This window comes from Mesorhizobium sp. M0909, assembly GCF_040319515.1.
In the GTDB taxonomy this organism is placed as follows: domain Bacteria; phylum Pseudomonadota; class Alphaproteobacteria; order Rhizobiales; family Rhizobiaceae; genus Mesorhizobium.
In genome coordinates, this window is record NZ_JAMYOA010000004.1 from 16,965 (window position 1) to 30,911 (window position 13,947).

The following is a 13,947-nucleotide window of genomic DNA, read 5'->3' on the forward strand; positions in this document are numbered from 1 at the left end:
ACGGTCAGGCTGCGAAAGGAATTGCGATGGTGGACAGCAAGAATTCGCTCGACGTTCTTGTCGCCGGCGCCGGTTATGTCGGCCTGGCCGCCGCCGTATCGCTGAAGCAGGCGCGGCCGAGCCTTGCCGTTGCCGTCGTCGATGCAGCACCCGCCGGGGTCTGGCGGAAGGACGGCCGCGCCTCGGCGATTGCCGCCGCCGCGTGCCGCATGCTCGACCAGCTCGGCGTCTGGAACGAGATCGCGCCGGAGGCGCAGGCGATCACCGAAATGATCGTCACTGATTCGCGCACATCCGATCCGGTCCGCCCGGTGTTCCTCACTTTCGATGGCGAGGTCGCGCCCGGCGAACCCTTTGCGCACATGGTCGCCAACAAGGATTTGAACGGCGCCTTGCGCCGGCGCGCCGAACAACTCGGCATCGGCATCATCGAAGGCGTCGCCGTCAGCGCCTTCGACATCAACGGCGCCGGCATAACCGTGCATCTTGCCGACGGCGCGACGCTGAAGGCGCGGCTGCTGGTTGCCGCCGACGGCGTCAATTCGAAGCTGCGCGACATGGCCGGCATCAAGACGGTGAAATGGGAGTATGGCCAGTCCGGTATCGTCTGCACGGTGGCGCATGAGCGGCCGCACAACGGCCGCGCCGAAGAGCATTTCCTTCCCGCAGGCCCGTTTGCCACGCTGCCGCTCAAGCCGGGCAAGGACGGCACCAACCGCTCGTCGATCGTCTGGGTCGAACGGTCGCAGGATGCCGACAAGCTGGTCAGTGGCGACACCCTGGTCCTGGAATATGAGCTCGAGCAGCGCTTTGGCCTGAAACTCGGCGAAATCCATATCGCCGACAAGCCGCGTGCCTGGCCGCTTGGGCTGATCATTGCGCGCGCCTTCGTCGCGCCGCGCATCGCCTTGGCCGGCGACGCCGCCCACGGCATCCACCCGATCGCCGGCCAGGGTCTGAATCTCGGCTTCAAGGACGTGGCGGCGCTGGCCGAAGTGGTGGTCGAGGCCGACCGGCTCGGCCAGGACATCGGCGCGCTGGACGTGCTTGAGCGCTACCAGCAATGGCGGCGTTTCGACACGGTGCAGATGGGCATCACCACCGATGTGCTGAACCGGCTGTTTTCCAACGATTTCGGCCCGCTGCGCACTTTGCGCGACATCGGCCTCGGCCTTGTCGAGCGCATGCCGCGGCTGAAGGGGTTCTTCATCCGCCAGGCGTCGGGTCTGTCCGGCGACACGCCGAAACTGTTGAAGGGCGAGGCGATCTAGGCCCGGCAAGCGCGCGCGTTTTACTAGCGTTCGGTCAGTTGACCTCAAAGCCTAGCTTCTGGCGCAGCCGGAGCATGCGCTGGTCGGGAATCGGCAGGTTTTGTCCACCAGCTTCCGCCGCACGGCTGACCATTCGCAGCAGATCGTTCCTTTCAGCTGCGTCGAGCCGTTCGCGCAGGAACGGTGCCAGCTTGTCGATGACGACCGTGGCGTCGTCGATTTGCGATGCCGCCCATTTGGCGTAGATCACGGCTTCATCGGTCTGCTTTTTGTCGGCGATCTCCGAGATCACCGATCGAATGGCGGCTTCGCGTTGCGGCAGCACCGGACCATGCTCGGAAACAATCGCGGTGATCAGGGTCGCGGCGGCGACGACCGGATCGTCGATCGCCGTCAGCGGCGAGAGCGCCGCCTGCTTGCGCAGCTTCTTGCGGCGGATATTGCCCTAGACGCGGCCAACGACGTCGGCAACCTCACGCGCCGCGTCGTTCATGATCTTCAGCCGGTACCACCAGAACGCCGCTGCCCCCAGCAGGCCGATTGCAGCAATCAATATATGCATACCCCAAGATCCCCAATCTCGGGCGACGATAGGAGAAGTATTGCTTCGCTTCAACACGCAACAGTTGCATCGATCGAAGAAAACGAAAGCCTGCGCCAGTCATCGGCCGCCATCACTTTGCCAAGGATCTTATCGGGACACCCCTACGACCCCGGCACGTTGTAGATCGCCCGCACCTCGATCGTGCCGATTTCGGCTAGCGGAATGCCGCCGGCAATCTCCAGCGCCTCGTCGAGATCCCCGGCCTCGATCATGACGAAACCGAGCAGCTGCTCCTTGGTCTCGGCGAAGGGGCCGTCAGTGACCAGCCGCTTGCCCTGGCGCCGGCGCACGGTCTTCGATGTCTTCACCGATTGCAGCGCCTGCGCGATGATCAGGCGGCCGCTTTGCGCCACCGACCTGTCATAGGCCAGCGAATCGGCATCGAGCTTGGCCAGCCTCGCAGGCGTCATTGTGTAGAGATCTTTTTCTTCACCGTAGACCAGGCAAACGTATTTCATCTTTACCTCCATTCCTGGGTTGGACCGTAGGACGAGGCTACGGAAACATTGGCCGGGCCTTTGGCCGCTGCATAATCGAGAAAGGACACCGCAATGCAGATAATGGCAATCGCCGCAAGCAGCCGGCCGAAGCCGGAGGGCGGCAGGCGCGACCAGTCGGCTTGTTGTTCACCGGCCATGTGGCTGGTGCTTGTCCAGTGAGCAGAAAACAGATTGTTCATGTGGTCCTCCATCCGGCCACCAATTACATGGCCGCCCGCAGGACGGCCGGGACAGATGGAAGTCGACATTTTTGCACGCGTATTTTTTCGAATTTTTTTCGCTCGAACATGGTGTGTCACGCTGCCGCCGATACGAAAGCGTGGGTGGCCTTCGCTCCGGCGCGCGCTATAGTCGACCGGAAGCCGACTACGGGCTCAATCACGACAATCAAGGAGGAATTGATGGACCGCACCGCCAACGCCGTTTGGAAAGGCAGTTTCAAGGAAGGCAAAGGCACGCTCGATACCCAGAGCGGGACGCTGAAAGGCACGCCCTATTCTGCCAAGATGCGTTTCGAGGACGAGAGCGGCAAATCCGGCACCAACCCGGAAGAGCTGATCGCCGCCGCCCATGCCGGCTGCTTTGCCATGCAACTTGCGCATCTTCTTGCCGAGAACGGCACTCCGGCTACCGAGCTCGACGCCAAGGCCGTGGTGACACTGGTCCCCGGCACCGGCATCACCGGCAGCGCGATCACGCTGGTCGGCAAGGTACCGGGCATCGATGCCGCCAAATTCCAGGAACTAGCCGAAAAAGCCAAGGGCGGATGCCCGGTCTCGAAGGCGCTCGGCGCCATCAAGGTATCGCTCGACGCCAGACTCGGGTGACGGGCGAGGTTCGGGGCAATCGCTTCAGACAGATGGACCCAATTGTCTTGGACGCCAATTGTTGAAGCGGACGCTGGCCCTCATTGCCCTGCCGGGCATTTCTCCCCGTATAGTTACGGGGAGAAAGAAGCTGGCCGCAGCCGCGGCACCCTTCTTGCAACGCTAACTATTGGGCGAAACCATCGATGAGAGCGTCCTCTCCCCGTCACCATCCGGGGAGAGATCGCCGGTAGGGGCAGCGCTAGCCGATCGGCAACGAACATGTCACCTTGGGGGCGCTGTCCGCCAACGTCTCGAAAATCCTTATCGCCCATCGCCGGTCAGCGCATCCAGGCGGGCGCGCAATGCCGCGACCTCCTCCTCGAGGGCCTGTACGCGCGTCTCCAGATCCGAGGCCGGCGAGGACGATTGCAGGGGCGCTGCTGCAGTCGACAGCTGCACCGGCCCGCTGAGCAGATGGACATAGCGATCCTCGCGCTGGCCTGGGCCGCGATCGATCTGCTGCACCAGCGGCGGCCTTCGGCCGATCAGCAGATCGAGATTGCCGCGAAGCTCGTCGATCGACGGCAGCCGCGCCAGGCGCTCGCTTCGCGCCAGCAATTCATAGGCCGTCTGCGGGCCGCGCAGCAACAACAGGCCGAGCAGCGCGATCTGCGCCGAGGTCAGGGAAAAGCGCTGTGCCACGACATGCTCATAGCGCTCGACGCGCGACGCGAACACCTGCCTGACGAGGCCCTTCTGCTCGAGCTGGCCAAGCGCCCGTCTGACCTCGGCAAGCTCGACCGACATTACCGGCTCGCGCGCCGTTTTCTGGTTGGTCGCCGCATGTGCCGCATTGAGCGTCAGCGGATAGACGTCCGGCGTCAGTTCCTTCTTCTCGATCAGGCAGCCGAGGACGCGCGCTTCGACGGGGGAGAGGATGGGAAGGTCGGAGTCGGTCATTGGATCGGCTATCCTTCTGAGGCCGGAGGGACAGCACCCCCTCTGTCCTGCCGGACATCTCCCCCGCAAGGGGGGAGATCGGCAGCTTCAACGCTGTGCGTCCATTCTTGCAATGGTGGAGATTAGCGAAAGCCAAGATGACGGCCAATCTCCCCCCTTGCGGGGAGATGTCCGGCAGGATAGAGGGGGGCGCGAAGGATCGCTACGGACAACACGATCGGCAAAGCCGCCCGCCCCCTTATACCCGTCGCTCCACCATCATCTTCTTGATCTCGGCGATCGCCTTGGCCGGATTGAGCCCCTTGGGGCAGGTCTGGGCGCAGTTCATGATCGTGTGGCAGCGATAGAGCCGGAACGGGTCTTCGAGATTGTCGAGCCGCTCGCCCGTCGCCTCGTCCCTGGAATCGATCAGCCAGCGATAGGCCTGCAGCAGCGTCGCCGGGCCGAGATAGCGATCGCCGTTCCACCAGTAGCTCGGGCAGGAGGTCGAGCAGCAGGCGCACAATATGCACTCGTAGAGCCCGTCGAGCTTTTCGCGGTCCTCATGGCTTTGCAGCCATTCCTTGGCCGGCTCGGGCGACACCGTCTTCAGCCACGGCTCGATCGAGGCGTGTTGGGCGTAGAAATTGGTGAGGTCGGGCACCAGGTCCTTGACCACTTGCATGTGCGGCAGCGGATAGACCTTGACCGCGCCGGAAATGTCGTCGCAGCCCTTGGTGCAGGCGAGCGTGTTCGACCCGTCGATGTTCATGGCGCAGGACCCGCAAATGCCTTCGCGGCAGGAGCGGCGCAGCGTCAGCGTCGGGTCGATCTTGTTCTTGATCCAGAGCAGCGCGTCGAGCACCATCGGCCCGCAATCGTCCATGTCGACGAAATATGTATCCATGCGCGGGTTCTCGTCATCGTCCGGCGACCAGCGGTAGATGCGGTATTCGCGCAGATTGGTGGCACCCTCCGGCTTCGGCCAGGTTTTTCCGGCCATGATCTTCGAGTTTTTCGGAAGCGTCAGTTCGACCATTACCTCAGGTCCTTTCGGATGACGAGCTTCAGCCCGGACCAGATCTCGTTCACGGCGGCGACCTTGACGTCGACGAGGTCGAGCTTCAGCGCCTCGGCGCGGATAACGTCCTCGGTGACGTCGGTCGGCACTTTCGACGCCTTTTTCGGCCAAGACACCCAGACCATGCCGTCGCGCTTGATCGCCGCTTCGACATCGGCGAGACGGTCCTCGATCTCTGCACGCTGTCTGGTGAAGGCGTGAACGGCATCGTATTTCAATGCAGCATTTGAAATCTTCGACCAGTCGGCCAGCCGGTCGACATGGGCGAAATCGACGGCCTCGGCCAGATCGTCGAGTTCAGGCGGCAAGGCGATGAAGGCGGCAATCATCCCGTCCTTCAGGCCGAGCTTGGCCGGAAGGGGCGTGCCGGAATATCCTGCAACCGCCAGCGCCACCATCAATACACCCTGGCCTTCGGCGCAATCTTGGCCGGATTGATGCCGCCATCTGCCTCCTTGAGCAGCGTCTCGGTGTGCACCGGCCGGTAGCTGAGCGCCACCTCGCCGGCCTCGTTGAGCCGGGCCAGCGTATGCTTGCGCCAGTTGGCGTCGTCGCGGGCCGAAAAGTCCTCCCGCGCGTGCGCGCCGCGGCTTTCCTTGCGCGCCTCGGCGCCGTAGACGGTGGTGATGGCGTTGGCCATCAGATTTTCCAGCTCCAGCGTCTCGACCAGGTCGGAGTTCCAGATCATCGAGCGGTCAAACACCTTGACGTCCTTGAGCTCGCCCCAAAGCTGCGAAATGCGCCTGCAGCCGCTTTCCAGCGATTCCTGGGTGCGGAACACCGCCGCGTCCTCCTGCATCGCCTTCTGCATTTTTTCGCGCAAAACCGCTGTCGGCGTCGAGCCGTTGGCGTGACGCAGCCGGTCGAAGCGGTCCATGATCTTTTCGACGGCGGCCTCGTTGGGCGAAGGGATCGCCGATGTCCGGTCGATCACCTGGCCGGCCCGGATTGCCGCCGCACGGCCGAACACCACCAGGTCGATCAGCGAGTTCGAGCCCAGCCGGTTGGCGCCGTGCACCGAGGCGCAGCCGGCCTCGCCGACCGCCATCAGCCCGGGCGACACCTGGTCCGGGTTCAAGGCAGTAGGGTTGAGCACTTCGCCCCAGTAATTGGTCGGCACGCCGCCCATATTGTAATGGACCGTCGGCAGCACCGGGATCGGCTCCTTGGTCAGGTCGACGCCGGCAAAGATCTTTGCCGATTCCGAAATACCCGGGAGCCTCTCGTGCAGAACGGCCGGGTCGAGATGGTCGAGGTGCAGGAAGATATGATCCTTCTTCGGGCCGACGCCGCGGCCCTCCCTGATCTCCAGCGTCATACAGCGCGAGACCACGTCGCGCGAAGCCAGATCCTTGGCTGACGGCGCGTAGCGTTCCATGAAGCGCTCGCCCTCGGAATTGACGAGATAGCCGCCCTCACCGCGCGCGCCCTCGGTGATCAGGCAGCCGGCGCCGTAGATGCCCGTCGGGTGGAACTGCACGAATTCCATGTCCTGCAGCGGCAGCCCTGCGCGTGCGGCCATGCCGCCGCCATCGCCGGTGCAGGTATGCGCCGAGGTGGCCGAGAAATAAGCGCGGCCATAGCCGCCGGTCGCCAGCACCACCATTTTCGCCGAAAAGCGGTGGATGGTGCCGTCGTCGAGGTTCCAGGCGACGACGCCGGTGCAGGTGCCGTCCGGCTCCATGATCAGGTCGAGCGCGAAATACTCGATGAAGAACTGCGCATTGTGCTTCAGCGACTGGCCGTAGAGCGTGTGCAGCATGGCGTGGCCGGTGCGGTCGGCGGCCGCGCAGGTGCGCTGCACCGGCGGCCCCTCGCCGAAATTCATCATCATGCCGCCGAACGGCCGCTGGTAGATTTTCCCGTCCTCGGTGCGGCTGAAGGGAACGCCGTAATGCTCGAGCTCGTAGACTGCCGCCGGCGCTTCGCGCACCATGTATTCCTGCGCGTCGGTGTCGCCCAGCCAATCCGAGCCTTTGACGGTATCGAAGAGATGCCACTGCCAGTTGTCGGGACCCATATTGGCGAGCGAGGCGGCAATGCCGCCCTGCGCCGCAACCGTATGCGAGCGCGTCGGGAACACCTTGGTGATGCAGGCGGTGCGCAGGCCCTGCTCGGCCATGCCAAGCGTGGCCCGCAGGCCGGCGCCGCCGGCGCCGACGACCACGACGTCGAATTTGTGGTCGACATAGCTATAGGCGGAAGCCGTGTTGGCGTTCTTCGCGTCCTTGGCCAAAACTCAGCCTCCAAATGCCAGTTTAAGCAGGGCGAAGACCGAAGCGACGCCGACGACTACGGGAAAGAATGTGTTGAGGGCGAGCAGCGCCAGCCTGGCGCCTTCGCCATGCACATAGTCTTCGATGATTGCCTGCATGCCGAGCCGCATGTGGTAGAGCACCGACAGCAGCACCAGCGCCAGCACCAGTGCCACGAACGGATTGGCAAGTGCGGCGCGCACCTCGATATAGCTGGCGCCGTTGAGTGCGATCAGGAAGCCGACGAAGAACAGGACCAGCGGGATGTTGGAGATCGCCGTCAGCCGCTGGCGCCAGAAATGGCCGGTGCCCTCGCGGGCGGAACCGAGGCCGCGGACCTTGGCCAGCGGCGTGCGCATGTCGGTGTTTTTGCCGCTCATGTCAGGCTCCCCGCGCCATGTAGCCGGCGATCCAGATCAGCAGCGTCAGCGTGACCGAGCCGGCCAGCGTCGCCCAGGCGATCCTCGACGCGGTATGCTTTTCCAGCCCTGCCCCAGTGTCCCAGATCAGATGGCGCACACCGCCCAGCATGTGGTGCATCAGCGCCCAGCTGTAGCCCAACAGCACCAGCCGTCCCAGCCACGAGCCGAAGGCCCAGTTGACGGCATTGAAGGTCGCCTCCGAACTCGCCGCCGCCATCAGCCACAGCGCGACCAGCAGCGTGCCGAAATAGAGCGCCCCGCCGGTGATGCGGTGGACGATCGACATCGTCATGGTGATCGGCGGCCGATAGACGGTCAGGTGCGGCGAAAGCGGCCGTTCACGTCTGGCAAATTCGCGGGTGGCTGGTGATTTGCTCATGGCTCCCCCAGTTCGGCGTCTCTGGAGCCTCAGGTGGGAATGCGGCATTGCCGCTTCCGGTTGCGACTTCGGACAGCCGGTTTCTAATGCTCTTTTTGCACCGCGTCAAAGCCGGAAAACCGTTTCGAAAACGTAATTTAGTCTGATGAAAGCGGCGTTTTCAGCTTCAATCGATTAGGACTATCGCCTTGAGCCGGCACAATGTCGCTGCACTGCAAAATATGGCTGCCACAAAGGGGCGGATCAGCGCTTGCAGGCCAGCGGTGAGGCACCGCCCTTCATCACCAGCGCGTCACGCCCGTCGATCACGATTGCGTCATGCGCCTCGCCGTAACGGCTGGTCTGATTGGCCGGTGAGGCCGGCAGCTCGGCACTGGTGCCGTCCTGGCCGAGCACGCGCACCGACGTGCCAAGGTTCTCGATGGTCATCACGCTACCGTCGGCGCAGTTGTAAGTAGCAATGCGCGGCTGCGGTGCCGTCGGTTCGCTGGCGGCGGGAGCAAGCGACACGGAAGCGGCGGCCGTATTGCCAAGCTTGGGCGCGCTGGTCTGCGGCGCGCAGGCGGCGGCCGCCAGTAGCGGCGGAATGGCCAGCGCCACCGGAAACCTGCGGTGTAATCTCATGCTGCTTTCCCCCGCGCATCGAGCCCCCCGGATTTTCATGTTTTTTGAGTCGCGCCCGATGCCGGCGATCGTGGGAACAAGGCATGGCCGAATGATGGCCGGCGGGCGATCGGGTATTAACCATATTTTCCGAGACCTCGCCCCGACTGCGGTTGCCCTCTTAACAAAGGTTAATAAAAGGTTAATTTCTGATTCGAGGAGGCTTGCCTCTCAGCAATGGAGCAGCACGCCATGCATTCGAATTCAGCAGGATCGCGCCTTCCCTGGTTCCTATTGGCGGCGCTCGCCGTCGGCGTCGTCGCACCGGCATTCGCCGGGACGCGCCATCATGACCGCGTCTATGCCGATTCCTTCGGCAATCTGGTCATCGACAGCGCCGCCGGCTACAAGCGTATCCTCGTCGGTGAAGGCAAGCTGGCCAAGGAATTGTCCGACTACACCGGCGCCGGCCAGCCCGACGTGATCTACGAAAACGAATCGGACGATGTCCGCGGCGGCGACTGCTACAGGCCACCGGTTTTCGTCAAGGGCCGCAGCTATATGTACGGCCTCTCCGACGGCGAGATGCCGGAGCTCAGCCCCTGCCGCTGACGGCCACGCCGCCCTTGGTTGACGGCGCCGGCAGGGCAACAGCCGGCCCCACCGAGACACGCACGCAATCGCGGCCGCTGCCCTTCGCCTGATAGAGCGCTTTGTCGGCGCGCCGCAGCAGGTCGGAAAAGCTTTCGCCCGGACCAAGCTCGGCAACGCCGAAGCTGGCGCTGCAGCGGTGATTCGCGGGCAGGCAGTCGATCGGCGTGGCACCGAAGGCGCTGCGCGTGCCCTCGGCAAAGAGCCGGGCGGCGGCTAGATTGGTCCCCGGCAGAAAAATAGCGAATTCCTCGCCGCCGATGCGTCCGGCGACATGATGGTCGGCCGCGGCATCGCGGAGAAAACCGGCAAAGGCCTCGATGACCCGATCGCCCGACGCGTGGCCGTAAGTATCGTTGATGCGCTTGAAATGGTCGAGATCGGCAATGACCAGTGCCGCTGGAACGGCGCGCCGCATGGCGTCACGCAGTGCGATCTCGGCATGGCGCTCGAAGCCGCCACGGTTGAGCAGCCGCGAAAGCGTGTCGGTTTCCGATTTCGACGTCGCCTCGGCGAGCACGTCGCGGACCAGGATAGCCAATGTCATCAGCGCAAGCGCCAGGCCGAACACGGTGCCGACAGACTGCGACACCAACGCATAGCTGGTCTGCGCATAAGATTGCGGGTTGGCGCCCCAGCCCCCAAGCGCATGGGCGATGAAAGGTTTGCTGGCGAATTGCAAGGTGCTGGCCGCCAGGACAGCCATCAGCATATAGTCGAGCCGCTCGCGTCTTTGCCTGGACGACAAGACGATCGCCAGCCCGGTGAATTGCATGGCCGCATAGGGAAGCTGGTAGGCCGCCATTCGCACAAAGGATTGGCGTGGCAGGTCCTGCACGAAGTAGACCGCGAGGGTGGCGAAGACCAGGAAGAGCAGCATCGGCGGCCAAGGCGGCGAAACGCGGTATTTATGGGCAAGCCCGCCATTGAAGGCGATGGTAGCAGCAAGGAAAGCGGCAAAGGCGGTAACAACTACGGGGCGCGCATTGTCGAAGGCAGGAATGCTGAACTCGATCGCGAAATAAGCCATGCCGAGCACATAGCCCAACGCTAGCCAGCGCGCCGACACCCGGCCGGCGTCATAGACCGCGATCGTCATGAAGGCCGCCGCCAGCAGCCCGGCAACGAACAGGTTGATCAGCAGGATGAAATTGGCGCTGCCCATGGCGTTTTGGCACTCCCCCCGGAACAGCAGATCACCAACGCGCGAAAAAGACGTTAATTCGAAGCCGCCGCTGATGCTCAGCCAGCACTGGTCCGATTGGGAAGGACGACCGTTTCAGGCCGCTGATAGGACAGGCACACGCTGTCGCGGCCATTCCTCTTGGCTTTGTAGAGCGCTTCGTCGGCGCGGCGCATCAGCGGGTCCAGCCCTTCGTCGCTGGTGCGGGCGGCCACGCCGAAGCTCGCGGTCACTCTTGTCTCGGGCGGAAGCCCGTCGATTCGGCCCGCCGAATAGAGCGTGCGAATGGTTTCGGCATACAGTCTTGCCGCGCCAAGGTCGCTGAGCGGCAGCAGCACGGCGAACTCTTCGCCGCCGACGCGGCCGGCAACGCCGCGCGAACCTGCAGCCGACAGAAGCTTGGCGGCGAAATCGACGATGACGCGATCGCCGGCCGCGTGGCCATGCTGATCGTTGAGTGCCTTGAAATGATCGAGATCGGCCAGCACCAGCGTAACCGGCAATCGCGCCGTGGCACAGTGCTGCAGCACCAGCGTGGCGCGCTCCTCGAAGCCGCGGCGGTTGAGCAGGCCCGACAGCGGGTCTGTCAGGGTTTCGGTCTTCAGGGCCTTCGTCACATCGAGCGCGGCGGCGCCGAACAGGCAAAGTGCGATAAGCAGCGACAGCAATGCATGCGACAGCAGCGCCGTCGTCCAATAGGACGAGGTGTAAAGCCCTTCATAGCTGGTGAACGGCCCATGCGCGATGACGACGGCAAGGGTCCGCGCCAGGAAGTTCATGCCGGAAAGCAGCGACAGCACGAACAGGACCATTTCTGTCGGGCCGTTGTTGCGCACCGCGCGCAACTCGGCGGCAACAACCAGGCTGATGCCGCCGAAGCTGAAATTGATGGCAAGGATGCGCCAGGTGAGATCCGGCCGGGCAAAAAGAAACCACGAGAACGCGGCCAGTCCGCCGCAGGCCAGAATGCCGACCGCCGTGTAAGGCACGCGCCGCCCATAGCGCGCAATGACCGCGCCGGCGAGACAGCAAGTGGCAAAGGTGAAGCACAGGATCGAGATGAGCTTGGTGGGCGCCATACCGACAGGCAGCGTGAAATACTGGAGCAGGAAGCCTGCGGCCGAGGCCGAGTAGCCCGCCGCCAGTACGGCCAGATAGGGACGGTGACGCTGATAGAACCACAGCACGAGAAATGCAGTGCCGAGTGTGAGGGCGATGCCTGGATTGAGCAGCGCTATGAGCAGGCCGGTGTCCAAGCGCTGTAATTTCCCCTCGCTTCCCTCAGGAGACGTTAGAGCGGAAGCCCAAACAAGCGGTTAAGCGAAAGCGAATATACGACAGGTGCGTCGACGCAGCCGCTGGGCGGAACCGCGAACGGCGAGCGGCGTTTCACGACGGCAACCAGGAGACGCTCCGATGGCCGACACGATCATGCTGACCGATCACGATGCAATTCGCTCATGGGCGGCGGCGCGCGCCGGCTTTCCGGCGATCGTCGACGTGTCGCCCGAAGCCGGAACGCAGCCCATGCTGAGGCTGGTCTTCGGCCAGCATGCCTATCAGGACCAGGATGAGCCCGAACGTCCGGTCAATGCCGGCGGCTATGAACTGGTCGAATGGGATGAATGGTTCAAACTCTTCGATGAGCGCCAACTGGCGCTGGTCGTTGCAAAGGACCAACCCGGCCGACGTGAGGGATTTCACGAATTCGTCAGGCGGCCCGGCTGAAGAATGCCCGAACCGCATTGCGGCTCGGGCATTCTCATATCCGACAGGGCGCGCCCTGCGCTATTTCCACTCGCGGATGTCGACGAAATGGCCGGCAATTGCCGCCGCCGCCGCCATTGCCGGCGACACCAGATGGGTGCGGCCCTTGAAGCCTTGACGCCCTTCGAAATTGCGGTTCGAGGTTGAGGCGCAGCGCTCATGCGGCTTCAGCCGGTCGTCGTTCATGGCAAGGCACATCGAGCAGCCCGGCTCGCGCCAGTCGAAGCCGGCCGCGACAAAGATCTTGTCGAGGCCTTCGGCCTCGGCCTGTTCCTTGACCAGGCCGGAGCCCGGCACGATCATCGCGCTGACCCGCGGGTTGACCTTCTTGCCTTCGATCACCTTGGCGGCGGCGCGCAGATCCTCGATGCGGCCATTGGTGCATGAGCCGATGAAGACGCGGTCAAGTTCGATATCCGTGATCTTGGTGCCCGGTGTCAGGCCCATATAGTCGAGTGCACGCTGCTTGGACGTGCGCTTGTTCTCATCGGTGATGTCGTCCGGGTTCGGCACGATGCCTTGCACCGAGACAACGTCTTCGGGCGAGGAGCCCCAGGAGACGATCGGCGGCAGCTTTGCCGCGTCGAGCACGACGACCTTGTCGAAATGCGCGCCTTCGTCGGACTGCAGCGTCTTCCAATAGGCGAGCGCGGCATCCCAGGCTTCGCCCTTGGGGGCGCGCGGCTTGTCCTTGACATAGGCGAAGGTGGTCTCGTCCGGCGCGATCAGGCCGGCGCGCGCGCCGGCTTCGATCGACATGTTGCAGATCGTCATGCGGCCTTCCATCGACAGCGCACGGATTGCCTCGCCGGCATATTCGATGACATAGCCGGTGCCGCCGGCTGTGCCGATCTCGCCGATGATGGCGAGGATTATGTCCTTGGCGGTGACGCCTTCCGGCAGTGCGCCGTCGACGCGCACCAGCATGTTCTTGGCCTTGCGCTGGATCAGCGTCTGCGTCGCCAGCACATGCTCGACTTCCGAGGTGCCGATGCCGTGCGCCAGCGCCCCGAACGCGCCATGCGTCGAGGTATGGCTGTCGCCGCAGACGATGGTCATGCCGGGCAGCGTGAAGCCCTGCTCGGGACCGATGATGTGGACGATGCCCTGGCGGATATCCTTCTCGGAATAATATTCGATACCGAAATCCTTGGCGTTTTTGGCCAGCGCTTCGACCTGGATGCGGCTTTCCTCGTTCTTGATGCCGAACTTTCGCTCCGGCGAGGTCGACACGTTGTGGTCGACGACAGCCAGCGTCTTTTCCGGATGCCGAACCTTGCGGGCGGTCATGCGCAGGCCTTCGAAGGCCTGCGGGCTGGTGACTTCGTGGACGAGGTGGCGGTCGATATAGAGCAGGCAGGTGCCGTCGTCCTGGCGGTCGACGACATGGTCGTCGAAAATCTTGTCGTAGAGGGTGCGCGGTGCGCTCATGTGCGTAAATCCGTCGATTTAAAAAGGGAAAAGGACGCCGGTCGGCCCGGCG

The 13,947-nt window shown here is 63.6% G+C and carries 17 protein-coding genes; 4 read left to right on the plus strand and 13 right to left on the minus strand.

All coding sequences use genetic code 11. The features are described from left to right. Positions 1-26 precede the first annotated feature (26 nt). On the plus strand, positions 27-1,271 hold the full coding sequence (locus NKH83_RS06760) for a ubiquinone biosynthesis hydroxylase (protein ID WP_352701420.1): 1,245 nt from the start codon (positions 27-29) through the stop codon (positions 1,269-1,271). A 34-nt stretch (positions 1,272-1,305) separates the two neighbouring features. On the opposite strand, the gene NKH83_RS06765 is transcribed toward NKH83_RS06760, so the two are convergent. The 3 genes from NKH83_RS06765 to NKH83_RS06775 form a co-directional block, all read right to left on the minus strand. Next, positions 1,306-1,596, minus strand: coding sequence for a hypothetical protein (locus NKH83_RS06765; protein ID WP_352802792.1), 291 nt, complete (start codon positions 1,594-1,596; stop codon positions 1,306-1,308). A 380-nt stretch (positions 1,597-1,976) separates the two neighbouring features. After that, entirely contained in the window at positions 1,977-2,333 is a 357-nt protein-coding gene (locus NKH83_RS06770) for a YciI family protein (RefSeq protein WP_352802795.1), read from the minus strand. A gap of 2 nt (positions 2,334-2,335) precedes the next feature. After that, complete coding sequence (locus NKH83_RS06775) at positions 2,336-2,554, minus strand: hypothetical protein (RefSeq protein WP_352802797.1); 219 nt, start codon at positions 2,552-2,554, stop codon at positions 2,336-2,338. A gap of 222 nt (positions 2,555-2,776) precedes the next feature. Between NKH83_RS06775 and NKH83_RS06780 the strand changes: the two genes are divergently transcribed. After that, positions 2,777-3,202 carry an OsmC family protein gene (locus NKH83_RS06780; protein WP_254817821.1) on the plus strand — a complete coding sequence of 142 codons (426 nt, stop codon included), beginning with the start codon at positions 2,777-2,779 and terminating at the stop codon, positions 3,200-3,202. A 303-nt stretch (positions 3,203-3,505) separates the two neighbouring features. On the opposite strand, the gene NKH83_RS06785 is transcribed toward NKH83_RS06780, so the two are convergent. The 7 genes from NKH83_RS06785 to NKH83_RS06815 all read right to left on the minus strand — a co-directional run bounded on the left by NKH83_RS06785 (position 3,506) and on the right by NKH83_RS06815 (position 8,884). Next, complete coding sequence (locus NKH83_RS06785; protein WP_352802800.1) at positions 3,506-4,144, minus strand: YceH family protein; 639 nt, start codon at positions 4,142-4,144, stop codon at positions 3,506-3,508. A 238-nt stretch (positions 4,145-4,382) separates the two neighbouring features. Beyond that, complete coding sequence (locus tag NKH83_RS06790; RefSeq protein WP_352802133.1) at positions 4,383-5,162, minus strand: succinate dehydrogenase iron-sulfur subunit; 780 nt, start codon at positions 5,160-5,162, stop codon at positions 4,383-4,385. Further along, a complete protein-coding gene (locus NKH83_RS06795) occupies positions 5,162-5,599 on the minus strand; it encodes a DUF3052 family protein (RefSeq protein ID WP_352479734.1) in 438 nt (145 codons plus the stop codon). Before NKH83_RS06795 ends, NKH83_RS06790 begins: the two co-directional genes overlap by 1 nt. Before the next feature lie 2 nt (positions 5,600-5,601). Beyond that, positions 5,602-7,440 carry a succinate dehydrogenase flavoprotein subunit gene (gene sdhA, locus NKH83_RS06800; RefSeq protein WP_254817824.1) on the minus strand — a complete coding sequence of 613 codons (1,839 nt, stop codon included), beginning with the start codon at positions 7,438-7,440 and terminating at the stop codon, positions 5,602-5,604. Positions 7,441-7,443: 3 nt separating this feature from the next. Beyond that, positions 7,444-7,839 (minus strand): succinate dehydrogenase, hydrophobic membrane anchor protein, encoded by a 396-nt coding sequence (sdhD, locus tag NKH83_RS06805; RefSeq protein ID WP_352508952.1) that lies wholly within the window; start codon positions 7,837-7,839, stop codon positions 7,444-7,446. 1 nt (position 7,840) lies between these two features. Then, positions 7,841-8,260 carry a succinate dehydrogenase, cytochrome b556 subunit gene (gene sdhC, locus NKH83_RS06810; RefSeq protein WP_352802804.1) on the minus strand — a complete coding sequence of 140 codons (420 nt, stop codon included), beginning with the start codon at positions 8,258-8,260 and terminating at the stop codon, positions 7,841-7,843. A gap of 243 nt (positions 8,261-8,503) precedes the next feature. Further along, positions 8,504-8,884: a hypothetical protein gene (locus NKH83_RS06815; protein WP_352802807.1), complete on the minus strand. Its 381-nt coding sequence runs from the start codon at positions 8,882-8,884 to the stop codon at positions 8,504-8,506. A 231-nt stretch (positions 8,885-9,115) separates the two neighbouring features. Between NKH83_RS06815 and NKH83_RS06820 the strand changes: the two genes are divergently transcribed. Beyond that, positions 9,116-9,475, plus strand: a complete 360-nt coding sequence (locus tag NKH83_RS06820) for a hypothetical protein (RefSeq protein ID WP_352802810.1) — start codon at positions 9,116-9,118, stop codon at positions 9,473-9,475. Here NKH83_RS06820 and NKH83_RS06825 read toward each other — a convergent pair. Both NKH83_RS06825 and NKH83_RS06830 read right to left on the minus strand, forming a co-directional pair. Continuing rightward, positions 9,459-10,679, minus strand: a complete 1,221-nt coding sequence (locus tag NKH83_RS06825; protein ID WP_352802812.1) for a GGDEF domain-containing protein — start codon at positions 10,677-10,679, stop codon at positions 9,459-9,461. The two genes, NKH83_RS06820 and NKH83_RS06825, sit on opposite strands and share 17 nt — an antisense overlap. Before the next feature lie 77 nt (positions 10,680-10,756). Further along, a complete protein-coding gene (locus NKH83_RS06830; RefSeq protein ID WP_352802144.1) occupies positions 10,757-11,953 on the minus strand; it encodes a GGDEF domain-containing protein in 1,197 nt (398 codons plus the stop codon). Between the two features lie 160 nt (positions 11,954-12,113). Here NKH83_RS06830 and NKH83_RS06835 point away from each other — a divergent pair, with 160 nt between their 5' ends. Next, on the plus strand, positions 12,114-12,425 hold the full coding sequence (locus NKH83_RS06835) for a hypothetical protein (RefSeq protein WP_352508957.1): 312 nt from the start codon (positions 12,114-12,116) through the stop codon (positions 12,423-12,425). A gap of 60 nt (positions 12,426-12,485) precedes the next feature. Here the strand turns inward: NKH83_RS06835 and leuC are convergent, their stop codons facing one another. After that, the gene (gene leuC / locus NKH83_RS06840) at positions 12,486-13,895 is read right to left on the minus strand and encodes a 3-isopropylmalate dehydratase large subunit (RefSeq protein WP_352802145.1); all 1,410 of its coding nucleotides are present in this window, start codon (positions 13,893-13,895) and stop codon (positions 12,486-12,488) included. Positions 13,896-13,947: the final 52 nt, after the last annotated feature.